Origin of the sequence: Stenotrophomonas sp. SrG (genome assembly GCF_050031795.1) — a bacterium.
Taxonomy (GTDB): Bacteria; Pseudomonadota; Gammaproteobacteria; order Xanthomonadales; family Xanthomonadaceae; genus Stenotrophomonas; species Stenotrophomonas rhizophila_A.
This window is the reverse complement of the sequence record NZ_JBNBBE010000011.1, coordinates 105,279-130,000: the sequence shown is the minus strand read 5'-3', so window position 1 is coordinate 130,000 and position 24,722 is coordinate 105,279. Positions and strand designations below refer to the sequence as shown.

The 24,722-nt window shown below is 65.7% G+C and carries 22 protein-coding genes and 1 tRNA gene; 12 read left to right on the top strand and 11 right to left on the bottom strand.

What is annotated here, in order from left to right; translation table 11 throughout:
- The first annotated feature begins 169 nt into the window (after window positions 1-169).
- A complete protein-coding gene (locus ACQG3P_RS12210; RefSeq protein WP_426805197.1) occupies window positions 170-2,728 on the top strand; it encodes a TonB-dependent receptor plug domain-containing protein in 2,559 nt (852 codons plus the stop codon).
- 405 nt (window positions 2,729-3,133) lie between these two features.
- On the opposite strand, the gene ACQG3P_RS12205 is transcribed toward ACQG3P_RS12210, so the two are convergent.
- Entirely contained in the window at window positions 3,134-3,904 is a 771-nt protein-coding gene (locus tag ACQG3P_RS12205; RefSeq protein WP_426805196.1) for an oxygenase MpaB family protein, read from the bottom strand.
- 173 nt (window positions 3,905-4,077) lie between these two features.
- Between ACQG3P_RS12205 and ACQG3P_RS12200 the strand changes: the two genes are divergently transcribed.
- Together ACQG3P_RS12200 and ACQG3P_RS12195 are read left to right on the top strand one after the other, a co-directional pair.
- Window positions 4,078-4,998, top strand: a complete 921-nt coding sequence (locus tag ACQG3P_RS12200) for an MBL fold metallo-hydrolase (protein WP_426805195.1) — start codon at window positions 4,078-4,080, stop codon at window positions 4,996-4,998.
- A gap of 118 nt (window positions 4,999-5,116) precedes the next feature.
- Complete coding sequence (locus ACQG3P_RS12195; protein ID WP_426805194.1) at window positions 5,117-6,070, top strand: alpha/beta fold hydrolase; 954 nt, start codon at window positions 5,117-5,119, stop codon at window positions 6,068-6,070.
- A gap of 245 nt (window positions 6,071-6,315) precedes the next feature.
- Here ACQG3P_RS12195 and ACQG3P_RS12190 read toward each other — a convergent pair whose 3' ends face one another.
- Window positions 6,316-7,281: a hypothetical protein gene (locus ACQG3P_RS12190; protein ID WP_426805193.1), complete on the bottom strand. Its 966-nt coding sequence runs from the start codon at window positions 7,279-7,281 to the stop codon at window positions 6,316-6,318.
- Window positions 7,278-8,222 carry a LysR family transcriptional regulator gene (locus tag ACQG3P_RS12185; RefSeq protein WP_426805192.1) on the bottom strand — a complete coding sequence of 315 codons (945 nt, stop codon included), beginning with the start codon at window positions 8,220-8,222 and terminating at the stop codon, window positions 7,278-7,280. The genes ACQG3P_RS12190 and ACQG3P_RS12185 overlap by 4 nt, the downstream gene beginning before the upstream one ends.
- A gap of 101 nt (window positions 8,223-8,323) precedes the next feature.
- On the opposite strand from ACQG3P_RS12185, the gene ACQG3P_RS12180 reads away from it, so the two are divergent.
- The 3 genes from ACQG3P_RS12180 (at window position 8,324) to ACQG3P_RS12170 (ending at window position 10,349) form a co-directional block, all read left to right on the top strand.
- The gene (locus ACQG3P_RS12180; RefSeq protein WP_426805191.1) at window positions 8,324-8,653 is read left to right on the top strand and encodes a nuclear transport factor 2 family protein; all 330 of its coding nucleotides are present in this window, start codon (window positions 8,324-8,326) and stop codon (window positions 8,651-8,653) included.
- Complete coding sequence (locus ACQG3P_RS12175; RefSeq protein WP_426805190.1) at window positions 8,650-9,432, top strand: SDR family oxidoreductase; 783 nt, start codon at window positions 8,650-8,652, stop codon at window positions 9,430-9,432. Before ACQG3P_RS12180 ends, ACQG3P_RS12175 begins: the two co-directional genes overlap by 4 nt.
- A gap of 137 nt (window positions 9,433-9,569) precedes the next feature.
- Complete coding sequence (locus tag ACQG3P_RS12170; RefSeq protein WP_426805189.1) at window positions 9,570-10,349, top strand: alpha/beta fold hydrolase; 780 nt, start codon at window positions 9,570-9,572, stop codon at window positions 10,347-10,349.
- Window positions 10,350-10,441: 92 nt separating this feature from the next.
- Here the strand turns inward: ACQG3P_RS12170 and ACQG3P_RS12165 are convergent, their stop codons facing one another.
- The 7 genes from ACQG3P_RS12165 to dtd form a co-directional block, all read right to left on the bottom strand.
- Complete coding sequence (locus tag ACQG3P_RS12165; RefSeq protein ID WP_426805188.1) at window positions 10,442-10,711, bottom strand: putative hemolysin; 270 nt, start codon at window positions 10,709-10,711, stop codon at window positions 10,442-10,444.
- A gap of 191 nt (window positions 10,712-10,902) precedes the next feature.
- Window positions 10,903-11,382 carry a hypothetical protein gene (locus ACQG3P_RS12160; protein WP_217535627.1) on the bottom strand — a complete coding sequence of 160 codons (480 nt, stop codon included), beginning with the start codon at window positions 11,380-11,382 and terminating at the stop codon, window positions 10,903-10,905.
- Between the two features lie 486 nt (window positions 11,383-11,868).
- Complete coding sequence (locus ACQG3P_RS12155; protein ID WP_426805187.1) at window positions 11,869-12,828, bottom strand: hypothetical protein; 960 nt, start codon at window positions 12,826-12,828, stop codon at window positions 11,869-11,871.
- A 987-nt stretch (window positions 12,829-13,815) separates the two neighbouring features.
- On the bottom strand, window positions 13,816-14,274 hold the full coding sequence (locus ACQG3P_RS12150) for a hypothetical protein (protein ID WP_426805186.1): 459 nt from the start codon (window positions 14,272-14,274) through the stop codon (window positions 13,816-13,818).
- A gap of 185 nt (window positions 14,275-14,459) precedes the next feature.
- Window positions 14,460-14,535: transfer RNA gene (locus ACQG3P_RS12145), tRNA-Ile, on the bottom strand.
- 387 nt (window positions 14,536-14,922) lie between these two features.
- Window positions 14,923-16,773: an RNA polymerase sigma factor RpoD gene (rpoD, locus tag ACQG3P_RS12140; protein WP_068854157.1), complete on the bottom strand. Its 1,851-nt coding sequence runs from the start codon at window positions 16,771-16,773 to the stop codon at window positions 14,923-14,925.
- A gap of 89 nt (window positions 16,774-16,862) precedes the next feature.
- Complete coding sequence (gene dtd, locus ACQG3P_RS12135; protein WP_068854158.1) at window positions 16,863-17,303, bottom strand: D-aminoacyl-tRNA deacylase; 441 nt, start codon at window positions 17,301-17,303, stop codon at window positions 16,863-16,865.
- A gap of 72 nt (window positions 17,304-17,375) precedes the next feature.
- Between dtd and ACQG3P_RS12130 the strand changes: the two genes are divergently transcribed.
- From ACQG3P_RS12130 to ACQG3P_RS12115, 4 genes are all read left to right on the top strand, one after another.
- Entirely contained in the window at window positions 17,376-18,293 is a 918-nt protein-coding gene (locus ACQG3P_RS12130) for a lauroyl acyltransferase (RefSeq protein WP_426805185.1), read from the top strand.
- A gap of 65 nt (window positions 18,294-18,358) precedes the next feature.
- A complete protein-coding gene (gene ribA, locus ACQG3P_RS12125; protein WP_217537991.1) occupies window positions 18,359-19,495 on the top strand; it encodes a GTP cyclohydrolase II RibA in 1,137 nt (378 codons plus the stop codon).
- An 87-nt stretch (window positions 19,496-19,582) separates the two neighbouring features.
- A complete protein-coding gene (locus tag ACQG3P_RS12120; RefSeq protein ID WP_245356735.1) occupies window positions 19,583-20,104 on the top strand; it encodes a PH domain-containing protein in 522 nt (173 codons plus the stop codon).
- Window positions 20,101-21,630, top strand: coding sequence for a PH domain-containing protein (locus tag ACQG3P_RS12115; RefSeq protein ID WP_426805184.1), 1,530 nt, complete (start codon window positions 20,101-20,103; stop codon window positions 21,628-21,630). Before ACQG3P_RS12120 ends, ACQG3P_RS12115 begins: the two co-directional genes overlap by 4 nt.
- 3 nt (window positions 21,631-21,633) lie before the next feature.
- Here the strand turns inward: ACQG3P_RS12115 and ACQG3P_RS12110 are convergent, their stop codons facing one another.
- A complete protein-coding gene (locus ACQG3P_RS12110) occupies window positions 21,634-22,692 on the bottom strand; it encodes a CDP-glycerol glycerophosphotransferase family protein (RefSeq protein WP_426805226.1) in 1,059 nt (352 codons plus the stop codon).
- On the opposite strand from ACQG3P_RS12110, the gene ACQG3P_RS12105 reads away from it, so the two are divergent.
- Window positions 22,691-23,512 (top strand): glycosyltransferase family 2 protein, encoded by an 822-nt coding sequence (locus ACQG3P_RS12105; protein WP_426805183.1) that lies wholly within the window; start codon window positions 22,691-22,693, stop codon window positions 23,510-23,512. The genes ACQG3P_RS12110 and ACQG3P_RS12105 overlap by 2 nt on opposite strands.
- Before the next feature lie 44 nt (window positions 23,513-23,556).
- Window positions 23,557-24,684 (top strand): glycosyltransferase, encoded by a 1,128-nt coding sequence (locus tag ACQG3P_RS12100; protein WP_426805182.1) that lies wholly within the window; start codon window positions 23,557-23,559, stop codon window positions 24,682-24,684.
- The last annotated feature ends 38 nt before the right edge of the window (window positions 24,685-24,722 follow it).

Sequence of the window (24,722 nt, the reverse complement as noted above, 5' to 3'; positions counted from 1 at the left end):
TGTTTACGTTCTGTTAAGTATTTGTGCAGCGCACCAGGTCCGCTGGCACGCAAGGAGAACCACCGGATGAGCACGTAACGAGAACGACCCAACCACAACCAGACTGCAGGGTGCATGCATGAACGACCGCATTGGCAAGTGTGTTCACGCTCCGAAAGCAATTTCGCCATTGGCATCTTCAGTAAAGGCGGCACTGGCTGCCGCACTGCTGCTCACCAGTTCCGCAGCGGTGGCACAGAACAGCGACAATGCTTCGACCAACCCGGAAACCGCGACCCTCGATACGGTTTCAGTACTGGGCAGCCGCACCAAGCCCCGCACCGTTTCCTCGTCCGCGGTACCCATCGACATCATCAGCGGCGAAGAATTCCGCAACCAGGGCGCCACCGATGCGCTCGACCAGCTGAAGGTGCTGGTCCCCTCGTTCAACGTCAGCACCATTCCCATCGATGACGCGGCCAGCCTGATCCGCCCGGCCAACCTGCGTGGCCTGCCGCCGGACAACACCCTGCTGCTGGTCAACGGCAAGCGCTTCCACCGCGCGGCGGTCATCACCTTCCTGGGCCACGGCCTGTCCGACGGCGCACAGGGCCCGGACCTATCCGTGTTTCCCTCGCTCGCCTTGGAACAGGTGGACGTGCTGCGCGACGGCGCCGCCGCCCAATACGGTTCGGATGCCATTGCCGGCGTGATCAACTTCGGCCTGAAGAAGCTGCGCGAAGGCGGCACGGCCGAAGTGTTCACCGGCCAGTACTACAAGGGCGACGGACTCACCACCCAGTACTCGGCGCAGATCGGCCTGCCGCTCACCGAGCGCGGCTTTGCCACGCTGACCGCCGAGTGGCGCAAGGTCGACGACACCTCGCGCAGCGTGCAGCGCGATGATGCGGCCGCAGCGATTGCCGCTGGCTACCCGGGCGTGGGCGAGCCGGCGCAGATCTGGGGCTCGCCGAAGGTCGACGACGACCTCAAGCTGGTCGCCAACCTGGGCCTGAGTACCGACAGCGTGGACTTCTACCTGTTCGGCAACTACGCCAAGCGCGACGTGGATGGCGGCTTCTACTTCCGCGACCCCACTGCACGCTCGGGCGTGTACTCCAACGACGGCGGCGACACGCTGCTGGTCGGCAACCTCACCGGTGCAGGCGCCTGCCCGACCATCGCGCTGCGCGACGGCGGTGGCAACCTGCTGCCGTACAGCACGGTGAGCGGTGCGGTCGCCGCGCTGCCGGCCAACTGCTACACCTTCCTGTCCAGCCTGCCGGGCGGCTTTACCCCGCGCTTCGGCGGCAAGCTCGAAGACAGCTCCGTGTACGCCGGCGCCAAGGGCAACTGGGGCGAGTGGTACTGGGACGTGAGCGGGTCGTGGGGCCGCAACGATATCGAGTTCATCATCTACAACACCGTCAACGCCTCGCTCGGCCCGGACCAGCCGGCCGGCCTGTACTTCCGCCCCGGCGGCAACACGCAGACCGAGAAGAGCGCCAACATCGACGTGAGCCGCGATTTCGCCACCAGCTTCACCAGCCAGCCGCTGCGCCTGGCCATGGGTGCCGAGTGGCGCGAAGAGAGCTTCGAGATCAGCCCCGGCGATGGTCCGTCCACCGCGATCGGTCCGCTGACCGAACAGGGCTTCGCGCTGGGCTCCAACGGCTTCAACGGGTTCAGCACGCGTACCGCCGGCACCTTCGACCGCCGCAACTGGGCCGCTTATGCAGACCTGGAAGCACAGGTCACCGAGCGCTTGCTGCTGGCCGGCGCGCTGCGCTTTGAAGATTTCGATTCGTTCGGCAGCACCACCAACGGCAAGGTCACCGCGCGCTTTGACTTCAACGAGCACTTCGCGCTGCGCGGCGCCTACAACACCGGCTTCCGTGCCCCGACCCCCGGCCAGGCGAACATCAGCCAGATCAGCACCGTGTTCGGCGGCACCGCACTGGAAGACATCGCCACCCTGCCGCCAACCAATCCCATCGCCCAGCTCAAGGGCGCCCAGCCGCTGACCCCGGAAGAATCGAAGAACGTTTCGCTGGGTGCGGTGTGGACCGAAGGCGATTGGCTGATCACCCTGGATGGTTACCAGATCAAGGTCGAAGACCGCATCGCGCTGAGCACCAGCTTCGCGGTCACCCCGGAAGAACGCGCGGCACTGGTGGCCGGCGGCAACCCCGAAGCGGCCTCGATTTCGCAGGTGACTTACTTCGGCAATGCGTTTGATACCACCACCACCGGTGTCGACCTGGTCACCAGCTTCAAGAGCACGCACTTCGGGGGCGACACCACGTACTCGCTGGCCGCCAACTGGAACCGGACCGAGGTCGACCGCTTCGACCCGGACTTCATCGACGAAGCGCGCGTATACAAGCTGGAGAAGTCGCTGCCCAAGACCAAGGGCTACTTCAGCATTCATCACCAGCGCCAGATCTTCAACGCCAACCTGCGCTTCAACTACTACAGCTCCTGGTATGAGGATCACCTGGACAGCGGCGTGATTTCGGCGGCCGATGGCGGCCTGCCGATCTACGGCGGCAGTGCATTGATCGTAGATGCCGAAGTGGGCTGGAAGTTCGATTCGGGCCTCTACTTCAGCTTGGGCGCGCAGAACCTGTTCGACCGCACCCCGGCCAAGAACCCGTGGTCCGGCGTGGCAGGTGCGGAGTACCCGGTGCATTCACCGTACGGCTTCAACGGCGGCTTCTACTACGCGCGGGTGGGCTGGAAGTTCTGATGCCAGTTGACGCATGAAGCCACCCCGCCGTTGCCGGCGGGGTGGTTGCGCGTTCGGTAATCACGTGCGCTTGCGTGAATCAGGCTACGCGGAGAATGACTTCCTCGTCCTGATCGTAGTAATCAGCATTGGCGATTACAGTTTTTGCGCCGATTACGTCGGTCGCCTCTCGAGCTGTCCACATTGATTGCTCGCCACGTCGAAACCAGTGCAGCCCCTTCAGCTGGGCACCAAGGCTGGTGCACATGTGGTGGAGCTGGCGGGAATCGAACCCGCGTCCGCAACGCATCCTCTCTGCTTCATACAGCCATAACCCGTTGCCAACGACTGCATTCGGGGTTTCTCGCCACACACGGCGAAGAAGCATTGAACCGCCATGGGAGGCAAGCGGCTTTCAGGATTCGCTCATTTCCCAAGCTGCCTGAGCTTTCGCAGGAAGTACCGCGCCGGCAGATGCCGAAGCCAGCGCGGCTGCAGCCAATACAGACGCGGTGCCCAACGACGAAAGCGCTGCCAGCGCTTCTCGTCTGCCGGCGCCCATGGCAATACGAACATCTGTCTCAGGTGCGGTGGCAACATCGCCCGCGTCACGAACGCCTGCAGCGGCAGCGCCGGGCGCAGGTACCACGGGGCTCCTTTTTCCAGCACGGCATGCAGATAGGCGCGCACTTCCTCGTCCACGCGCAGCTCCAGCTGACGGCTCTCCCACCACGCATCGAAGGCATCGGCCGTGGGCGGCCACTGCTCGTCTGCCACCTGCAGCGTGCGACCGAAGGCCCACGCCTCTTGATACAACGGTTCGCGGCTGCTTTCAGGCACCGGGCCAACGAACAGTTCGTACATCTCCAGCCCGCCGCGGTAGAGCGTTGCCGCGACCCACAACTGCAGGTCGCGATCAAATGCGCTGTAGTCTTCGCCCTGCACAGGCACATGCGCGCGATTGACATGGCGGGCGATGGTGGCCCGGTCCTCGTCCGTACCCAGCGACACCGCGTAGATGTAGCTCATGGTGGCCCGCAGCCTTGAGAACGGCCGCCTTAATGTCTGGCTGTGGCGGGCCACGCCGCGCCCCACGCCGGGGTAGGCAAGCTGCCACGCGACCGCCGCGCCTGCACCGAAGAAGATGTAGGACTCGATGTTGATATCGGCCAGGCGGACAGGTGTGTGATTGGGCATGGGCCCAGTCTAGACACCCGCATGTGGGTTCGCCGTCACCGGTAACGCGCCGGCATTGCTGCGTGATCGGCAACAGTGTGAGCCCCTGCGCGGATCTACTGGCCGCGCGCGCCCTTCCCTAGGCTGATCCCGCACGGCGCCCCTGCCGTGGATCCCGCCAAGGAGATTTCCTCATGTTCACCCTGGAAAGCACCGTAGCCCCGCCCCCGCCCGCGCTCGACGAACTGGTTCCCTCACGGTACGCGCTCAAGGTGGGCGATATCGACGTGCTGGTGGTCAGCGATGGCGTGCTGCCGTTGCCCACCCAGATGCTCGGCCACAACGTCTCCGCCGCCGAGCGCGCGCCGTGGTTCAAAGAGATGTACCTGCCGCCGGATGCGCTGGACTGGGCGTTGAACGTGATGGTGGTGCGCAGCGGGGACCGCAACATCCTGATCGACGCCGGTCTGGGCATGGACCCCGACCTGAACCTGCCGCGCGCCGGCCAGCTGATCCGCCGCCTGGGCGCTTCGGGTATCAACCTTGGCGAGATCACCGACGTGGTGATCACCCACCTGCACATGGACCACATTGGTGGCCTGCTGGTGGATGGCGTAAAGGAACAACTGCACCCGGAGCTGCGCATCCACGTGGCCGCCGCCGAAGTGGAGTTCTGGAAGGCGCCCGACTTCAGCCGCACCAACATGCCGCCAGGCTTCCCGGATGCGCTGCGGGCCACCGCTACCCACTTCGTGGCCGAGTACGGCAGCTACGTGCGCACCTTTGACGAGGTGCACGAGATTGGGCCGGGCGTCACCGCGCACCGCACCGGCGGCCACACGCCCGGCCACAGCGTGGTGCGCCTGAACTCGAATGGCGAGGCACTGACCTTTGCCGGTGACGCCATTTTCGCAGTGGGCTTCGAGCAGCCGAACTGGCACAACGGGTTCGAACACGATCCAGAGGGCGCCGCACAGGTACGCATCACCCTGCTCAACGAACTGGCCGGTACCGGCGAGATGCTGGTGGCCACCCACCTGCCGTTCCCGTCGGTCGGTCGCGTCTCGGCCGATGGCGACGTCTTCCGCTGGGTGCCGGTGTTCTGGGACTTCTGAGTTCGTTGACGCTTTGTACTCTCGGTCAAATTTCAGGGACTTTCAGCCATCCCGAGTCCGCCCGAGGGGTCCAATGTAGCGCCTGTCGCATCCCCTTCCCTCTGCAGGAGACCACCCGATGAACACGCTTACCCGTACCCTGGCCACCACCGCCTTGGCCATTGCTGTCCAGGCCGGTGCCGCCGCGCAGGCCGCTGCACCGGTGAACCCCGCCGCTGTCACCGCCATTGCCCACACCCCCAGCACCATCACCACGGCCGATGGCGTGCAGCTGTATTACAAGGACTGGGGCCCGAAGGATGGCCCGGTGGTGACCTTCAGCCACGGCTGGCCGCTGGATTCGGACAGCTGGGATGCACAGATGATGTTCCTGGCCAACCACGGCTACCGCGTGGTCGCGCATGATCGCCGCGGCCATGGCCGCTCAAGCCAGCCGTGGGAAGGCAACGACATGGACCACTACGCCGACGACCTGGCCACGGTGATCAACACGCTCGACCTGAAAGACATCACGGTGGTCGGCTTTTCGACCGGTGGCGGCGAAGTGGCGCGTTACATCGGCCGACATGGCACCGGCCGGGTCAAAAAAGCCGTATTGATCAGCGCGGTGCCGCCCTTCATGCTCAAGACCGCCGACAACCCCGGCGGCGTACCGGTCGAGGTCTTTGACGGCCTGCGCAGGGGCCAGCTTGAAAACCGCGCGCAGTTGTTCAGCGACGTGGCAAGCGGTCCGTTTTATGGCTACAACCGTCCCGGCGCCAAGCCCAACCAGGCGCTGATCGACTCCTGGCGGGCGCAGGGCATGCTGGGCGGAATCAAGAACACCTACGACTCGGTTGCCGCGTTTTCGGCCACCGACTTCCGCGAGGACCTTAAGCGGTTCAACGTCCCGACGCTGATCATCCACGGCGACGACGACCAGGTCGTGCCGATCGATGTCGGCGGCCGCATGTCGGCCAAGCAGATCAAAGGCGCCAAGCTGATCGTGTACCCCGGCGCGCCGCACGGACTGACCGAGACGCACAAGGACAGGGTCAACCAGGATCTGCTGGCGTTCCTTCAGCAGAAGTAATGTCGCGTCCGGCCAATGGCCGCCATGTTACGCAAGGCGCCGGATGCATATCCGGCGCCTTCTTTTCGCCTGCGCACAAGCAGGGTAAGCGTATGGCGAAGCTGGCGCGCTCGTCCCAGAGTGACCCGCCAGAAATCAGGGCGATACTACGGACGACATGGCACAGATACGAATCACCTACTGATCTGCATGATTGAGCATCGCCGTGCGGCAAACCAGATTGTGCTGCCTGGCATGCAGCAGGCTCAACGCTGAGTCGGCAATCCGGGCGTTGTGTTCACTGCGGGCTTCTGCCTTGCCGCTTCTTCCTTCAGCACTTCCTCGTAAAACGCACGTTCGCGGGCTGCGGCAGCGGCCTGGTCGCGTGCGTCTTCCTCGCGGCTGAGGCGATCGATCTCTTTGTAACCGGCCCATGTCTCCGGCGATATGGTTTCGAGGCGGTTGTCTGCGCGCAGCTGCAGCGACGCGGCAGGCGCCGTAGCCACGGCGAAGTTATCCATCAGCCACTGCTGCCGTAGTTGCGGTGACGCATTCACCAGGTCGGGTTCGGCATAGGTGTCCATCGGCAGTATCTGCTCGGCCAGCGTCTGCTGGGAAGAAATGCGTACCAGCCTTACGACCAGGCGCTCCTGCTCTCGATCCTTCTGGTACACGGCGACAACGTCGCCCTGGATCAGCAGCACGTACCAGTAGCCTGCGATCGGGTAGACATGGAAGGGCGCGTGGCGGACCAGCAGCAGGTTACTGCCCTCATCGTAAAGCGCTGACCATCCCGGCGGCGCCGGGTCGGGCGCGCAGTCGATGCTGCTTTTCATGATCTTCTGAAGATGCACCGCACCGCCACTGGCGGAGAGCCGGGTCGCCCAGCAGCGGGCGCCGGTGTCGTTGTGCGATGCCAGCAGGATGGAGGATGCATCCAGCACCACCACGTCGCTGTGCACGACCGTATCCTTCAGTGCTTCCGGGTCCTTCAGCATCGCTGCAAAGCCAGCGTCGGACAGCTTCTCGCCGTCCACGTACAGGTCATAGCGGGTGTACTTCCGGTATTCGCTGACATTGATGTCCAGCGTGCTCTGCGTCACCGCCACGACCTTCAGCGGATCGGCGGATAAAACGGTCTCGTGGCTGGTCCTTCCGCACGCTCCCAGGAGCAGCGGCACGGCAACGAGAAGGGTGGCCATGCGCGACAACGCGCTGATGCTGGCGCTCATGGAACTCCGGGGGGCTGGGAAGGCGAGGCATCATCGTCACCGCCAAGGTCGCGGTCGAGCAGGCAATCGATGAAGGCGCGCAGCGCAGGACGCAGGTAACGCCTGCTGGAATAGTACAGATACAGGCCCGGCACCGTGGGCGACCAGTCGGCCAGCACGCGCCGCAGCCGTCCATCGCGCAGGGCCTCGGCGATGCCGTCGTCATTGTAGGCGTACAGGATACCCAGCCCCTGCAGGGCAGCAGGCACCACGATGTCCTGGTGGTTGGAGATCAGCGGGCCCTCGCCGACGTACTCGGCGCGCTTGCCGCGCTTGATGAATTCCCATCCCGCCACCTTTCCGCTGCCCGGGAAACGCCAGTTGTTGCAGGCGTGGTTACCGAGGTCATCCGGTGTCCTGGGCTCACCAGACCTGGCGAGGTAGTCGGGCGACGCCACCGCCAGCAATTCGATGTCCGGCGTCAGCCGCACCGCCACCATGTCCTTCTGCAGGCGCCCACCCACCCGGATCCCGGCGTCGAAGCCCTCACCGGCGATATCGGCCAAGCCATCGTCGATCACGATGTCCAGCACCACCTCCGGATGCGCCTGCGCGAACCGGCCCAGGCGCGGGGCGATCACCTTCTTCGCCGCCATGCTCAGCGTGTTGATGCGCAGCGTGCCCGCCGCGCGCGCGTTGGCACCGACCGCTTCTGCCACGGCCTGGTCCATGTCGCGCAGCATCGGCGCTATGCGCTCATGAAGCCGGCGCCCGGCTTCGGTGGGCGACACGCTGCGGGTGGTCCGGTTCAACAGGCGAACGCCCAGGCGGGATTCGAGCTGGCGGATGATCTGGCTCAGGGCAGACCGGGACAGGCCCAGGTGATCGGCCGCCCGGGCAAAGCTGGTGCGATCCACCACTGCCACGAAGGCCTTCAGTTCCGCGAATTCAGCGCCGCGCATTGTGCACTGTTCCCTACATGGTCTGATCCGATCATAGGCGATTCTCTTACCCTCCAGATCGGCTCACGCTTGCTCCACCCCGAACCCACTGGAGCACTGCCATGAAAGACCTGAACCTGCCCGAGCCGATAGCCGCCTACTTCCACGCCGACAGCCAGGGCGCCGCGGCCGTGGCCCGCTGCTTCACCCGCGATGGAGTGGTGCTGGACGAGGGCCATACCCATGCCGGGCCTGCGGCCATCGAGGCGTGGAAGACCGATGCCTCCGCCCGCTACAGCTACACCGCCACGCCGCACGCGCTGGAGCGGCATGGCCGCAGCTACCTGGTCACCAGCACCGTGGCGGGCAACTTCCCCGGCAGCCCGCTGGACCTGCGCTACGCCTTCACCCTGGAGCGCGGAAAGATCGCCCGGCTGGAGATCGCAGCATGAACTTCGACCTGGAACTGACCGGGAAGCGCGTGCTGGTGACCGGCGGCACGCGCGGGCTGGGCGCGGCGGTGGTCGAGCTGCTGGCGGGGCTGGGCGCACGCGTCGTGGCAACAGCGCGTACCTTGCCGCGCGCCCCCATCAAGGGTGTGCATTACATGGAAGCAGATCTCGCGAGCGCTGAAGGCGCCCGCCAGGCCGGCGAGGCAACGCTGCATCACCTCGGCGGCATCGACGTGCTGATCAACGTGGTGGGCGGCTCATCGGCACCTGCCGGCGGGTTCGCCGCGCTGGACGATGCCGAATGGGACAACGCGCTGGACCTCAATCTGATGTCTTCCGTGCGGCTGGATCGTGCACTGCTGCCGACGATGATCGCGCAGGGATCCGGCGTGATCCTGCACGTCACCTCGATCCAGCGCACCCTGCCGCTGCCCGAGGCGACCACCGCCTATGCCGCCGCGAAGGCCGCCTTGTCCACCTACAGCAAGGCACTGTCCAAGGAAGTCACGCCGAAGGGCGTGCGGGTGGTGCGGGTCGCGCCGGGCTGGATTGAAACCGAAGCTTCCGTCGCCTTCGTCGAACGTATCGCGGCCGAAGCACAGACCGATTACGAAGGCGGCAGGAAACGGGTGATGGATGGGCTGGGCGGCATTCCGCTGGGGCGACCGGCGCAGCCGGGCGAGGTGGCCGACCTCATCGCGTTCCTGGTCTCGCCACGCGCGGCTTCGATTTCGGGCACGGAGTACACCATCGACGGCGGGACAGTGCCTACGGCGTGAGGGACGCAGGCCCGGGCGATTTGGACGCCTGATCAAGTTATCAAGACTTTATGCGACCGATCGTGCGCGTGTGGCCGGCAAAGTAGCCCTGCCGGCCAACGCCGCCCCCGCAATCCCACCGTCCCGAGGAGTCGTCCATGTTCAAGCTCATCCCTGCAGTGTTCGCGGTCGCCCTGGCGGCGGCCCTCTCCCCCGCCCAGGCCAGCGACGCCGTTCGCGACCAACCGGTGCACAACGTCGTGCTGGTGCATGGCGCCTTCGCCGATGGCAGCGGCTGGCGTGGGGTGTACGACGACCTGACCGCGCGTGGCTACCACGTGTCGATCGTGCAGAACCCGCTGACCTCGCTCGCTGACGACGTGAAGGCCACCCAGCGCGTGCTGGATCGTCAGGACGGGCCGGCCATCCTGGTCGGGCATTCGTGGGGCGGCACCGTGATTACCGAAACGGGTGTGCACGACAAGGTTGCCGGGCTCGTCTACGTGTCGGCGCTGGCGCCGGATGCGGGCGAGACCACGGCGCAGCTGTACACCGGTTTTGCGCCCACGCCTGAGTTCGTGATCGAGACTGGAAGCGACGGGTTTGGCTTCATCAAGCCCGACAAGTTCAAGGCAGGCTTTGCGCATGACACCACCGATGCGGACGCGGCATTCCTGCGTGATTCGCAGGTGCCGATCAACATGGCGGCGTTTGGCACTAAAGTGACGCATGCGGCGTGGCGCACCAAGCCGAGCTGGGCGGTGATCGCCACTGAAGACAAGGCGTTTGATCAGGCGATGCTGATCCACATGGCCGAACGCATCAATGCGCGCATCACCAAGGTGCCGGCCAGCCATGCGGTCTTCATGACCCAGCCCAAGGTGGTGGCCGATACGATTGATCGGGCGGCCAAAGAAGTCGGGAAGAACAACAAGTAGGCCGCCCACAACCATCGGTTGTGAGGCACGGGTAGCGTCGGACCGTTGGTCCGGCTGAAGCCAGCTGGCTTTACGCTCGGCGGCGCGGAGCTCTAGCTCGGCTTCTTCGGAGCGTCCCGCCGGAACAGCTCCCACTCATCGATCCGTTTGCCGTCCGGCAGGTGGCAGATGCCCCGCTCGTTGCCATCCCGGTCCTTCTCGATCATGACCTTGCCACCGCGCTTCACGCAGTACTCGGACGCCGGGTTTGCCATGCCAACAGGAACACCATTCTCGCGTGCCTCCTGGTTCTGCTGGGAACACCCCACTGCTCCGGCGACCGCGATGGCAGCAGCGAGCAAGGCGGCATTGATGCGACGCATGAGCCATCTCCAGTACTGCCCTATTGGCTCAGGCAGTGTGGAACCGGAGTTGTGAACGTTCTGTAGCAGCAACACCGGTAGCGCCGGACCGTTGGTCCGGCGACTCTCCACCCAACCCGCGACAACAACATGCGCGGGCCGCATTTCCATCATCCGCGCCCCAGCTGGGCAGTCACGGACACCTGCAGGCCCTAGTGCACCGCCGCAGCCGCCTTGGTGGCCTCCGTAACAGCCGCAGGCGTAAGCGGCGAGTTGTAGACATCCACAACGGAGATCAACGCCAGCAGGTTCCTGATAGTCAGGTCTTCCACAGTTCCCGGGCAGTGCTCCAGGATGTCGATGAGTGCCAGCAGTTCCACGATGCGCAGATCATAGATGCGCAGCAGCTCGCGGATGACCCGGAACAGATCCGTCCTGGAGACATCGTCCGCTCCAATCAACCGGTTGACCAAGGTACCCGGTGCGTGAGGGTGTGCGCTGCGGGTGGAGTGAATGGCACCAATGACATCGCTGAGCGTAAGCGCCTCGAACGGCGTGTCGTTGGCAGTCAGATGTTCTTCGAACGTAAGCCAGGTGGAGCTCCCCCACTCCAGGGTATCGGCGATCTGGCCGAAGTAGTGGGTGAAGTCGACGGATGTGCGCGTTGGCGCGGTCAGATTCTCGGATGACATGGCTGAGTTCCTTACTTGAGCCTTGGAATCCGCCACCTCGCTGCAAATCGAAGTGGCGGGCGGTACACGGTTTGCAGACCGGAGTAAGGCACCGGCAGGTCTTGCGACCTCCGTGCACCGCCCGCCATAGAACTAGCGAGAACACGCCCATCGTCGATGCAACGGGCCAAAAAAGAAAGCGCCGTGCATCGGACGATGGGCGCTGGTGCGCCTTACAACAGTCGGGCTGCAAATCCCGGTCGCCGATTTTGCGGCGACAATGTGATGCTGCGCTTGCCTAAAGTGGCGCGTCAACGGCTCAAGGTTCGTTTTGTGCGCGGCGTATCAGAGGGACAAGGGAAGCGTGAAGTGCGTACTGTCTTCACTGGCCTTTCGCGACATGGATCTGATTGTAAGGAGGGAATCATTTCGTTTCTGCTCGCTGCGGGTCGTTGCAAAGGTTCGTGCCTACCGCAGCGGTGAGCGACCCATAGCCTCCCGGTGATCCTATTCGCAGGTCGACGCGGCGGCCTCCAATAGCGGCCCCACAGCAAGCATCGGTGCCGGTTGGTCAGCTGGAAACGCGGCGGCAATGGCCTTGGCGGCGCGGTCGGCATGGGGCTGGAAATACCACGATGCGTCGCTGGAAAGTGCTTTTCCATGCACTTCCTGTTCGAACCGGTACTGGCCCCAGTAGATGGCCAACGGCTCTTCGAGTGCGTTCAACGGGTTGGGCAGGGCCAAGGCACTGGGACACAGCCGCGCGAACCCTGCAGCCAACGCCTCGCGGCTGGCCGCGGGCTGACCCGCCGACAGGAAGTGCGCGTACTCGTGCAACACTATCGGCGCCCAGTCGTCCTCAACGGCCCAGTCCGAGAACAGCACGATGGAGCCACCGCGCAGCTTGGCCTGGGTGCGGTTCGAGTACGGCCACCACACGAATCTCGCGTTGAAGACAGGCGCGGAATTGGCGCCGTAGAAGGTGCGCATCCGAGTGGCAAAGGCAGCGGCTTCCGGTGCCGCCAGTTCCCTGATCAACGCCTCCTGTTGCCGGCTGAAACGATCCTTGCCGGCCAACACCTCCCGCGCGCGGGGCGCGAAGCGGGCGTAGTAGCGCCGTAACAACGCCTGGTCACCCGGGGCCTGCGCGGCGATGGCGGCCTCGGTGGCGGCGGTGAATGACGCCGCGTTCTGGAAATAGGCGGTATATGGGTCGCCGATGCGTGTATCGCTCCCAGCGAGCAAGCGATCAGCCAAGGGGCGCCCTCCGTCGTCATTACGGGCCATGGGGGAAGTTCGTTGGCGAAACTGCCCATAAGCCGCGAGCGCGGCGCGGTCCTCCACGTCCAGCCCAAACCTGCGCTCCCAGTCCTGCTGGTAGACCGCGTTGGTGTACCCCGGCAGCCAATCTGGAAGGTTGTCCAGCAGATTGAACAGATCGAACGCTTCCTCGTAGCTCACGGTCACCAACGGAGGCGCCTGACGCGTCGGTCCGCCTGACTGACCGCTGACCCACTGTGGCCCCAGCAGGAGAATCGCAATGCACACCAAGTGTGTGGCGTTGGATCTGAAGGACATCCGACATGCTCCGTGACGAACGATTTTCCCGATTCGAGCATGGCGTCGGAGGTTCCACAACGTGACCATCGGCAGGGGGCCAACGGAAGCAGCCAAACCGTCAGAGCGGCGGAGCCAGGGCAACCATTGGTGGATTGCTCAATGGCAGCGGCCTTGCGGATGGGCAATAAATGGCCGGAATTCAGACCTTTCGGCGTGGAAGCCGCACGGAGCTGGCTGTGGGCGAAAGCACAAGCTTCTCCGGTGCTGCCGACGAAGATGCCCGGCAGGCCGTCGCCGTGAGGTCACCTATCGCCAGCCCATTGCCTTGACTGTGCGCCGGCAGGCGGTCGCTGGCGTCGGTAAAGCCGCTTCGCTGCAGGCGGACGCGAGCATGGCGGCGGCCAGTGCGGCCAGACGAAGAGGCGGGGTCATGGGAGACCCGTGCCCTCTTGGCCGTTAACGGCGACGCCTTCGCCAGCGTCGCCAGACCACCATCAACATCCACGCGATACCCGCGTAAACGAGAGCGGTCAATAACCGACCTGCAGGCATTACGAAGAACATTACTTCGGGGTCAAGCCTGAAGAAGGGCTCACCCATCCAACTCCCAAGCGGCAGATAGTACGCTTGGTGGAGTATGAACAAGTGCAGGTTATCCAGCAGCGTCGCGCACCACCAGAGCATTGCCGGCAGCACTATCCACGCAGTCAAGAGCAGCCAACTCCACCTCGATGGCGCACGCATCATCGCCCCGCCTTCCTCTCGGATTGCGCCTGGACAGCGCCAACACCGCGCTCGACCTGTGCTTCCATCACAGCTCACTCCTATGTGTCAGGCGTCGCGACCGCCCCGCGACCAGCAGACTCTGCATGCCGCGGCCGGACAATTGCGGGCCTACGGCTCGACCTCCATTTGCCGCCTTACCTCACGAATGAGCTGCTGTGCAGCTGCATTGGCTTTACTTGCATCGGATCGCCTGGCCGCCTCCAAGGCATCAAGCAGCATTGCATGTCGCTTCGCTGCATCGCTCTCCCGCCTTGCCGCCAAGACAGTGCTTGATGCGTAGAAGTACAGCTCGTTCGAATCACCAAGCTCGCGAGCGGTTGCCTTCCACTTCTCGGCAATTTCGTCGCTCCCCGAAAGCGCCTCGTAGTGCGCGATCAATCGCCTCACGGATTCGAGATCGCCCTTCTTCGCGGCCGCCTCCACCAATGCACGCTCCTTTTCCGGAATCATGTGCGCATCGCTTGGACTCATGATCTCATTATCGTCGGGGACGCCCCGCTCGCCTTCACAGCCAGCCAGTGCGAATGCAACAGCTATAAGCAACGCCACGGGCATTACTAGTTTCATCTTGGCACCGGCGAATGCGGGTAGAAGGGAGAATAGTGACCAGGACTGGACCAGTCAGGATCTGGCCCGTTACCCCCGACTCTAGGCATGGCCCCTGTAACGCCCTTCCGAGTGAACCAGACCTGTGTTTAGCCAAAACGGCCAACTTATGCTTTCGCCCACACATCGCTATCAGAGATCGGATGTGGTGGGCCCACCAGGATTCGAACCTGGAACCAAAGGATTATGAGTCCTCTGCTCTAACCGTTGAGCTATAGGCCCTTCGCGGTTGCACAGTGTAGTGGAGGCGAAGCGGGGGTTGCTACTGGGGACGGGCGGAACCAGGACGTGCTACGCCCTACTCCAGCGCTTTTGCGATCGTTCGGGCCCGTGGCCCACTTGATGTCGCCAATGCGACATGGCGCCAATGGCCCGATAGGCCGGGCAAATCGCCGGGCTCGGCACAAGAGGTCTTCGGTCGGAATCATGCGTTACCGTGCCGATGAGCGAGGTCGGCGGTCGTTTGGGAACCGACCCTACCCGCCCCCAGCATTATGTGTGCCAGCGTCCGGCGCGATGCGGCGGACCCCGATCCGTCCGTCGCTGGCGGCAGCCCATGAAAAAACCCCGCCGAAGCGGGGTTCTTTCATTTACGCGACTACCTGGAAATCAATCGATGTCCAGGAAGCTGCGCAGCTGCTCCGACCGGCTCGGGTGACGCAGCTTGCGCAGCGCCTTGGCTTCGATCTGGCGGATGCGCTCGCGGGTGACGTCGAACTGCTTGCCCACTTCCTCGAGGGTGTGGTCGGTGTTCATGTCGATGCCGAAGCGCATGCGCAGCACCTTGGCTTCCCTCGGGGTGAGGCCAGCCAGCACGTCACGCACGGTTTCCGACAGGTTGATGTTGGTGGTGTTCTCGATCGGGGACTCCACGTTGGTGTCCTCGATGAAGTCGCCCAGATGGGAATCCTCGTCGTCGCCGATCGGGGTTTCCATCGAGATCGGCTCCTTGGCGATCTTCATCACCTTGCGGATCTTGTCTTCCGGCATGTCCATTTCCTTGGCCAGCTCCTCCGGCGTGGCCTCGCGGCCGTACTGCTGGAGCATCTGGCGGGAAATGCGGTTCAACTTGTTGATCGTTTCGATCATGTGCACCGGAATACGGATGGTGCGGGCCTGGTCGGCGATCGAACGGGTGATGGCCTGGCGGATCCACCAGGTCGCATATGTGGAGAACTTGTAGCCGCGGCGGTATTCGAACTTGTCCACGGCCTTCATCAGGCCGATGTTGCCTTCCTGGATCAGGTCGAGGAACTGCAGGCCACGGTTGGTGTACTTCTTGGCGATGGAGATCACCAGGCGCAGGTTGGCCTCGACCATTTCCTTCTTGGCCTTGCGCGCCTTGGCTTCGCCGTAGGCCATGGCCCGGCTGATTTCCTTCAGCTCTTCCAGCTCCAGCGAGGTGTTCTTCTCGATGTCGATGGTGGCCTGCTGTTCGGCAATGATCTGGTCCTTGACGTCACGCAGGGCCGAGGACCACTTCTGCTTGCGCTTCAGTGCGTCTTCCACCCACTCCAGGTTGGTCTGGTTGCCTTCCCAGGAACGGATGAAGTCCTTGCGCGGCATGCGGGCGGTCACGGTGGCCAGGTTCAGCACGCGGCGCTCGTGGCCCTTGATGTCGGCCATCACGTCGCGCAGCTGCTTGACCAGCACGTCGGTCAGCGGCAACGGCAGCTTCAGGGTGACGAACACGGCGGCCATGTCGTCGCGCAGCTTGGTCAGCGGCTTGCGGTCGGCCTTGGTCGCCGCCTTCTTGAAGGCAGCGTAGGCAGCAGCCAGCTCGGCCATGCGGCGGGCGACTTCTTCCGGGTCCGGACCGGTCGGGCCGGCTTCTTCTTCGACGTCGTCGCCGTCTTCTTCGTCTTCGTCGGCGTCCGCATCGGCGTCGTCGCTGGTGTCTTCAGCCACGACCGGGGCCGGGACTTCTTCCACCAGGTCGTTGAAGCCGACGATCACTTCGGCCAGGCGCTTCTTGCCTTCCTTGTGCGCTTCGTAATCGGCCAGCAGCGATTCCACCGACACCGGGAAGGTGCCGAGTGCAGCCTGGACCTGGCCCAGGCCTTCTTCGATGCGCTTGGCGATGGCGATTTCGCCTTCGCGGGTCAGCAGCTCCACAGTACCCATTTCGCGCATGTACATGCGCACCGGGTCGGTGGTGCGGCCACCTTCGGTGTCGAGTGCGCTCAGTGCGGCGGCAGCTTCTTCGGCCGCGGTGTCATCGACTTCGCGGTTACCGGTGTTGCCGTCGTTGAGCAGCAGGGTTTCGGCATCGGGCGCAACTTCATGGACATCAATGCCCATGCCGTTGATCATGCCGATGATGTCTTCGATCTGCTCCGGGTCGACAATGTCGTCGGGCAGGTGGTCATTGACTTCGGCGTAGGTCAGGTAGCCCTGTTCCAGGCCCTTGCTGATCAGAAGCTTGATGTCGTTTTGCTGGGCAGGACGTTCGTTGGCCATGTAGTGCTCGCGCCACCGGCAGGGATAGGGAATAGAACCTAGCATTATACCAGCCCAGCGCCCCTCGGGCCCGGGCGGTGGTCCCGGGGTCAGGGTCTGAGCAGGAAGGTCACCGGACCATCGTTGATCAGGCTGACAACCATATGGGCGCCAAACTGACCGGTTTCCACCCCTGAAACGTGCTTTTGACGACAGATCTCCACCAATCTGTTGAATCCACGTTCAGCCTCGTCAGGCGGCGCGGCGGTACTGAAGCCCGGGCGCATCCCGCTGGCCGTGTCTGCCGCGAGGGTGAACTGGCTCACCAGCAGCAGGCCGCCCCCTGTCTCCCCCAGGGATCGGTTCATTTTCCCGCTCTCATCTGCAAACACACGGTAACCAAGCAGGCGATCGGCCATCCGCCGGATCTGGGCCTCGGTATCGCCGGGCTCCATGCCCACCAGGGCCAGCAGGCCCGGGCCGATCTGGCCCACCACGGCGTGGTCCACGCTGACGCTGGCCTGGGTAACACGCTGGATGAGGACAAGCATGGTGGGCATTTCCGGTAAACGTGGCGCCCTACCTTAGGGGTTGGGCGCACGCACCGGCTAGACTTTGCCACGATGAAACCGCAAACCACCGCCCGCCTGGCCTACCGCGCCGCTGCCCTGTTCACCCGCCTGCCCTGGTCCTGGCTGCGCGGCTTTGCCCATGGCCTGGCCGGGCTCTGGATCGCCCTGAACGCCCGCGAGAGCCGGGTGACCCGGCGCAACCTGGAGCTGGCCTACCCCGAGCTGTCGGCCGAGGACCGCGCCGCCCTGCACAAGGCGGTGCTGCGCTCGACCGCGCTGCAGGCGGTGGAAACCCTGCGCCTGTGGACGCGCCCGCGCGACCGGAACCTGGCCCTGCTCACCGAACGCCATGGCGAGGCGCTGTACGACGCGGCCCTGGCCAGCGGCAAGGGCGTGATCGTGGCCGCCCCGCACTACGGCAACTGGGAGCTGCTCAACCAGTGGCTGGCCTCGCGCGGGCCGATCGCCATCGTCTACAAGGCGCCGGATGAAGCGGTGGGCGATGAATTCCTGCAGCTGGTCCGGGGCGGCAGCAACGTGCAGCAGGTCCGGGCCGAAGGGCCAGCGGTGCGCCAGCTGTTCAAGGTGCTCAAGGACGGCGGCGCCACCGGCATCCTGCCGGACCAGCAACCCAAGGCCGGCGATGGCGTGTTCGCCCCGTTCTTCGGGGTGGAAGCGCTGACCATGACCCTGGTCAACCGGCTGGCCGAGCGCACCGGGGCCACGGTGCTGTACGGGTGGTGCGAACGCACCGGGCCGGGCATGCAGTTCGCCCTGCACATCACGCCGGCTGACGCCGCCGTGGCCGATCCTGACGCGCGCACGGCCGCCAGTGCGCTCAATGCCGGCATCGAGGCGATTGCCCGCCGCGATCCGGCCCAGTACCAGTGGACCTACAAGCGTTACACGCTGCGCCCGCCGCACAGCGACGAAGTGGACCCGTACGCCACCGACCGACATCCGCACTGAGCGCGACGCTGCGTCGCACCGGCCACGATTGAATCGGCGCCTTCCGACCCCACTGTGAAACCACGATGTCCCCCACGGCCCCTGCCATGTCCCCAGTTGCTTCTTCCCCGTTCGGCGATCCGGCCGCGATCCGCTGCGAGCGCGCGGTGGCCGAACTGCGTGCCGGCCGCCCGGTGGTGATCGACGACGGCCACGGCCAGCGCCTGGCTTTCATCGCCCTGGACAGCAGTACGCGCAGCAGCTACACCGCCTTTGCCGGGGTGGCCGCCGGGCAGCATTACCTGTTCCTGACCGCTACCCGTGCGCGGGTGCTGGGGGTGGCCGCCGAAGACGGCGCACGCGTCCCGCTGGCGGGGGTCGACTTTGATGCACTGCCCTCGCTGAGCTACCTGCGCGATGCCGAGCCGATGCCGGCCGGCTGGACCGCCGGGCAGGCCCTGGATGAGGGCGCGGTGGAAATCGCCCGGCTGGGCCTGCTGCTCCCGGCCATGGTCGGGGTACTGCTGGCCCCGGGCGATGCCCGCTTCGACAGCTGCGCGCAGGTATCTCTGTGCGACCTGGCCCAGGGCGCCGAGCAGGCCGCCCACGCCTATGAGCTGGTGGCACGCTCGCCGGTGCCGCTGCGCGAAGTGGGCATGACCGAATTTGCGGTGTTCCGCGGCGGCGTGGCCCAGCGCGACCAGGTGGCGATCATCGTGGGCAACCCCGATCTTGCCGGCGTGGTACCGGTGCGCGTGCATTCCTCGTGCCTGACCGGCGATCTGTTCGGCTCGCTCAAGTGCGACTGCGGCGACCAGCTGCGGCGCGGGCTGCGCAAGCTCAAGGAACTGGGCGGTGGGGTGCTGCTGTACCTGGACCAGGAAGGCCGCGGCACCGGCATTGCCGCCAAGATGCGCGCCTATGGCTACCAGCACGATGGGCTGGATACGATCGATGCCGATGCACAGCTGGGCTTCGGCGCCGACGAGCGCCGCTATGGCAGCGCGGTGGCGATGCTGCAGGGCCTGGGCGTACAGCGCGTACAGCTGCTCAGCAACAACCCGACCAAGGCCCAGCGCCTGCGCCATGCCGGGATCGAGGTGGTGGACTGCGTGCCGGTGACCGGCGACATCACCGCCGAGAACGAGCACTACCTGCGCACCAAGGCCGAACGCGCCGGCCACCTGCTGGATGTGGACGCGCTGATCCAGGCCGCGCAATAGCCCGCGCCAACCTGCTACCGTCTGCGCGACGGGCGCAGCCGACCTGATGTGGACGCCCGGCATGTTTCCTCCTGCCGAGCGCTTGCCTTGTCCGACCCGTCCCCTGCCCCGTTGCCGTCCCCGCCACCCCTGCCCGACCAGGGCACGTGGCAGCCGCTGCCGCTGCGCGCGGCCACCATCGCCGGCGTGGCCGGCGCCATCACCGGTGCAATCTTCATCGGGGGCGTGCTCGGCACGCTGTGGGTGGTCTTCGACCTGCCGATGCGCTGGATCGCGGGACCGGCCATGCTGCTTCCCGGCGCGCTGATCGGCGGCGTCTTCGGCTTCCGCCGGCAGCGCCGCACGTGGTGGCGGCTGGATGCGCAGGGGCTGGGCGTGCGCCGTGACCTGATGTGGCAGCTGGAGACCCGGGTGCCGCTGTCGCGCGTGCAGCACCTGGACCTGCGCCGTGGCCCGATCGAACGCACCGCGCGGCTGTCCACCCTGGTGGTGCATACCGCCGGCAGCCGTTTCAGTGCGGTGTCGCTGGCCGGGCTGGACCAGGCCGATGCCGAGCACCTGCGCGATACGCTGGGGCGCCAGCTGGACCAGGACGACGACGCCCTGTGAGCACGCCCCTGGCTGACGACGGCGCCCCCGACCAGCGCCTGCATCCATGGTCGTGGCTGTTCGTGCTGCTGATGCAGCTGCGCCAGTTCCTGCTGCCGCTGGTAGCGCTGGTGGTGTTCGGTGGCCGCGGCGACAGTGACCAGGAGGAGATGTGGTCGAACCTGGCGGCGCTGGTGGTGATCGTGGTGCTGGTGGCCGTTTCCATCCTGCAGTACCTCACCTTCCATTACCGGATCGGCCGCGATGCGATCAGCGTGCGCAGCGGGGTGATTTCACGCAACCGGCGCGAGATTCCCTTCGCACGCATCCACAACGTGGTGGTGCACCAGAATCCGTTGCACCGGCTGTTCGGCGTGGCCGAACTGCGCCTGGAATCGGCCGGCGGGAACCGGCCGGAAGCGGAAATGCGCGTGCTCAAGCTGGACCAGGCGCTGGCGCTGGAGCAGCTGGTGCGCCAGCGCGGGCAGCAGCAGGTGGCCAGCGGGGATACGACGGCGGTGCAAACCCCCGACGTCCCGGCCGAAGATGTCCTGCTGCAGCTGGGTACCACCGATGTGGTGCGCGTCGGGCTGTTGTCCAATCGCGGCTGGGTGGTGGTGCTGGCCGCTATCGGTGCGTCGTACCAGCTGTTCCCGCGCGGCGCGGTCGACGACGCCATTGAACACGGTGGCCGCCAGGCGTTCGGCTATGCCAGCTCCCTGCACCCGGCCACCTGGGTCTGGGTCGTGGCGGCACTGGTAATGGTGATCGGCTTCTGGGCACTGCTGCGGGTGTTCTCCGTGGCGTTGGCGCTGCTGCGCTATCACGGCTTCCGGCTGACCGAACACGAGCGCCGCCTCACCGTGGCCAGCGGCCTGCTCACGCGTATGCGCACCAGTGTGGCGCGCCGGCGGATCCAGGCCTGGACGCTGCGCGAAACCGCGCTGCAGCGCTGGTTCGATCGCCGCCACCTGCGCATCGATATCGCCGCCGGTGTATCCACCGATGGCGAACGCCGCGACCTGCGCGAACTGGCGCCGCTGGCAACGCCCGAGGCCTGCAACACGCTGGTGCAGCACCTTCTGCCGCAGCTGAAGTGGCCACCGGCGCAGTGGCGGCCGGTGCCGCTGCGCGGCTGGTGGCGGTTGTGCCTGCCGGCGCTGGTGATCGTGCCGCTGCTGGCTGCCGGTGCCGTGTGGGAAGTGGGGCCGTGGGGCGCGCTGGTGCTGGCGTGGCTGCCGTGGTCGGCGCTGCGCGCACATCGCACCATGGCGCATATGGGCTGGCACCTGGATGCGCGTTACGTGGCCGTGCGCGGTGGCTGGTGGCAACGCTGGTGGCGGTTTGCCGAGCTGGACAAGCTGCAGGCGCTGCGGCTGGGCCGCTCGCCGCTGGACCGGTGGCTGGGCACGTCCAGCGTATGGCTGGATACGGCGGGGGCAAGCGGCAGCATCGCGTTGTGCCTGCGGTATCTGCCGGAAGCCGAGGCGCGGGCGGTGTTCGAGCAGCTCAATGCTGCGTTCGTGAAGCGCCGCCCGTATCGGTAACCGTTACCGCTTGGAGGGGCCCCAATAACCCAGGTCCCTGCGGATCTGCAGGCCGCGCGTCCACGCGCCGAACGGCTTGCGCTTCAGGATACCCATCTCGCCTGCCAGGAAATCCTCGGTGGCGGCGATTACGCGCTCGCTGGAGCGGCCGTCTCGCCACGGGTGGATGTCGTCGGCGTAGCGGCGGATCTCCGCCATCAACGCCGGCTCCGGGTGCAGCGCGCGTGCCAGCATCGCCGGCAGCTGGGCCGGATCGTCGAAATCGATCATGTGCGGCTGCGGGACGCGGTTGCGGAAGGTCACCACGGGTTTGTGCTGCACCACGAACTCGGAGACGATCGAGGAGGTGTCCGACACCAGCACATCGGCGGCGCGCTGCGCGGCCATCACCTGCTCCGGTTCGATGAAGGCGGCGTTGGCGCCGGCCAGTGCGCGGTAGCGCGCGAACAACTCCGGCGGGCACTTGGGGTGCAGGGTCAGCAGCCAGTAGTGGCCGCCCCGTGCGATGTCCCCGGCGATCTGCTCGTAGAGGTGCGGGGCCGCACTGAGGCGCTCGGTGAAGGTGGAGCCGAACAGGATCACCGGCCGCCCCTGCGCGGGCGCGCGCAGCGCCGCACTGGCGCCGCCGTCGTCCAGGAACAGCGGGTCGAGCTTGGGCCAGCCGGTCTCGGCTACCGCGAAGTGGCCCTCACGTGCGGCCAGCTCGCGGAACGGGGTGGTGGTGGCCGGACCCTGGGTGCAGTACAGGTCGAACAGCCCCCGCACGCGGAAGTGGCCACGGGCACTGTCGCGCTTCTGCACGTTGAAGCCATGGAAGACCTGCACCTTGGCCCCGGCAATGAACGGCGGCACCCAGTTGGCCGCGCTGAACACCGCGCGCGGGCGCAGCGCCAGCGCCTGCTGCAGGCCCACGTTGGGCACGCCTGGCAGGCTGGCCCCGGCCGCTCCGTCGGCAAACCACGCCGACACCGATTGACCGGAGGCGTGCAACGCCTGGGCCAACGGGGCGAGAATAGGCAACGCATAGCGTTCCGTCGCAAACAGCAGGTACTCGGCCATCATGTCCTCCACGACCGCTCCCGTTGAACGGCCTCGCATCTCGGCCTGCATTATCGCGTTCAATGAAGCCGACCGCATCGGTGACTGCCTGGCCTCGCTGGCCTTCTGCGATGAGGTCATCGTGGTGGACTCGTACTCCACCGATGCCACGGTGGCCATCGCCACGGCCGCCGGGGCGCGGGTGCTGCAACGCCCGTTCGACGGCTTCCGCAGCCAGAAGGCATTCTGCGTGGCGCAGGCCACGCACGACTGGGTGCTGTGCCTGGATGCCGACGAACGCATCAGCGATGACCTGCGCGCAGCAATCCTCGCCGCCCAGGCGGCGGGCTTCACCGGCCACCATGGCTACCGCTTTGCCCGGCTTTCCGAGTACTTCGGCAAGTTCCTGCGCCATGGCAATGCCTACCCGGACCGGGTGCTGCGGCTGTTCGACCGCCGCCACGGCGGCTGGCGCGGCAAGCGCGAGATCCACGAAGCAGCCAGTGTCGATGGCAGCGTGGGCACCCTGCGCGGCGACCTCATCCACTACCCCTACCGCTCACTGGAACAGCAGCTGGCCAAGACCCAGCGCTATGCGCGGATGATGGCCGAGCACGAGTTCGCGCGCGGCAAGCGCGCCACGCTGGCCAAGCTGGTGCTGGCCCCGGCGTGGCGGTTCTGGCGGGGGTTGCTGCTGCGCGGCGGTTTCCGCGATGGCTGGCATGGCCTGGTGTATGCCTACGTGCGCGCCAACTACGTGCGGCAGAAGACCATCATGCTGTGGATGCTGCAGCACGGGCAGCCGGTCAGCGATCCGCCACGGGACGTTGGCGACACTCCCTGAACACGGGTATGTCAGACTTTGGGGGCGTATTACCGAAGGCCCCCATGAAGATCCTCTACACCAACTTCCACGCCGGTGATGGCGGTGGGCACACCACCTACCTGGCGTCGCTGGCGCGCGCACTGTCGCCGCGCCATCAGCTGTTCATGGCCGCCCCCGGCGGCAGCCGGATACTGCGGGTAGTGCGCCAGGAGCGCATCGCCGAGCCGGTGGAGATCGCCTTCAGCAGCGGCCTGGCCACGCTGGGCCGGCAGTGGGCAGACCTGCGCACGCTGCGCGGGCTGATCCGCGAGCACGCCATCGATATCGTGCATGCCAACGGCGCACGCGATCACCGGGTGGCCATGGAGGCCGTGGCGGGTCTGTCCCGGCGGCCCAAGCTGGTGTTCACCAAGCACAACAGCAAATCCAGCAACACCTTCGGCAATGCCGTGCGTGCGCGCTGGGGCACCGACCGGGTGATCGCCGTGTCCGAACACACCCGGCAGATGCTGCTGGACAGCCCGTACCGGCACTGCCCGATCGACGTGGTGCGCAACGGGGTGGACCTGCAGCGCTTTTCGCCGGTTGCGCCCGCCGATGGCGCGGCGCTGCGCGCGCGCTGGACGCTCGACCCGGATGCGCTGGTGCTGGTGAGCAACGCCGGCACCGATGGCCACAAGGGCTGGATCGACCTGGCCCGCGCCATCGCCACCCTGCCCGAGCCGCTGCGCGGCAAGGTGCACATGGCCGTGGCCGGACGCGAGCCCGACCCGCTTCTGGTGGCGGAAGTGGAACAGCTTGGCGTGGCCGGGCAGGTGCATTTTGCCGGGCTGCTGGAAGACATCCGCCCGTTCGTGGCCGGCGGCGATGCGGGCTTCGTGCTGTCCTACGATGTGGAAACCATCTCGTTTGCCTGCCGCGAAATGATGGCGATGGGCAAGCCGGTGATGGTCAGCGATTACGCGGGTTTACCTGAGAACATCACACATGGGCACAACGGCTGGATCGTGCCGGTGCGGAACGTGGCAGCCATTGCCGCGCAGGTGGTGGCGCTGTATGAGCAGCGGCAGACATTGCCGGCCGTCGGCCAGGCCGCGCGCGCGCATGCGGTGGAAGCGTTCGGGTTGGAGACGTTCCGTGCGTTGACTGAAGCTTGTTATGTGGCGGTGTTGGGTGGGGCAGCCGACTAACAGTCGGCTCTACACGTCGGCTCTACACGTCGGCTCTA

Excerpts from the sequence above, each read along its gene's own strand:
- ACQG3P_RS12100 (WP_426805182.1), top strand. The coding sequence starts at position 23,557 with ATGAAGATCCTCTACACCAACTTCCACGCCGGTGATGGCGGTGGGCAC.
- ACQG3P_RS12160 (WP_217535627.1), bottom strand. The coding sequence starts at position 11,382 with ATGTCATCCGAGAATCTGACCGCGCCAACGCGCACATCCGTCGACTTC.
- ACQG3P_RS12150 (WP_426805186.1), bottom strand. The coding sequence starts at position 14,274 with ATGAAACTAGTAATGCCCGTGGCGTTGCTTATAGCTGTTGCATTCGCA.
- ACQG3P_RS12130 (WP_426805185.1), top strand. The coding sequence starts at position 17,376 with ATGAAACCGCAAACCACCGCCCGCCTGGCCTACCGCGCCGCTGCCCTG.
- ACQG3P_RS12190 (WP_426805193.1), bottom strand. The coding sequence starts at position 7,281 with ATGAGCGCCAGCATCAGCGCGTTGTCGCGCATGGCCACCCTTCTCGTT.
- rpoD (WP_068854157.1), bottom strand. The coding sequence starts at position 16,773 with ATGGCCAACGAACGTCCTGCCCAGCAAAACGACATCAAGCTTCTGATC.
- ribA (WP_217537991.1), top strand. The coding sequence starts at position 18,359 with ATGTCCCCCACGGCCCCTGCCATGTCCCCAGTTGCTTCTTCCCCGTTC.
- ACQG3P_RS12165 (WP_426805188.1), bottom strand. The coding sequence starts at position 10,711 with ATGCGTCGCATCAATGCCGCCTTGCTCGCTGCTGCCATCGCGGTCGCC.
- ACQG3P_RS12195 (WP_426805194.1), top strand. The coding sequence starts at position 5,117 with ATGAACACGCTTACCCGTACCCTGGCCACCACCGCCTTGGCCATTGCT.
- ACQG3P_RS12185 (WP_426805192.1), bottom strand. The coding sequence starts at position 8,222 with ATGCGCGGCGCTGAATTCGCGGAACTGAAGGCCTTCGTGGCAGTGGTG.
- ACQG3P_RS12170 (WP_426805189.1), top strand. The coding sequence starts at position 9,570 with ATGTTCAAGCTCATCCCTGCAGTGTTCGCGGTCGCCCTGGCGGCGGCC.
- ACQG3P_RS12110 (WP_426805226.1), bottom strand. The coding sequence starts at position 22,692 with ATGATGGCCGAGTACCTGCTGTTTGCGACGGAACGCTATGCGTTGCCT.
- ACQG3P_RS12175 (WP_426805190.1), top strand. The coding sequence starts at position 8,650 with ATGAACTTCGACCTGGAACTGACCGGGAAGCGCGTGCTGGTGACCGGC.
- ACQG3P_RS12200 (WP_426805195.1), top strand. The coding sequence starts at position 4,078 with ATGTTCACCCTGGAAAGCACCGTAGCCCCGCCCCCGCCCGCGCTCGAC.
- ACQG3P_RS12105 (WP_426805183.1), top strand. The coding sequence starts at position 22,691 with ATGTCCTCCACGACCGCTCCCGTTGAACGGCCTCGCATCTCGGCCTGC.
- ACQG3P_RS12205 (WP_426805196.1), bottom strand. The coding sequence starts at position 3,904 with ATGCCCAATCACACACCTGTCCGCCTGGCCGATATCAACATCGAGTCC.
- ACQG3P_RS12180 (WP_426805191.1), top strand. The coding sequence starts at position 8,324 with ATGAAAGACCTGAACCTGCCCGAGCCGATAGCCGCCTACTTCCACGCC.
- dtd (WP_068854158.1), bottom strand. The coding sequence starts at position 17,303 with ATGCTTGTCCTCATCCAGCGTGTTACCCAGGCCAGCGTCAGCGTGGAC.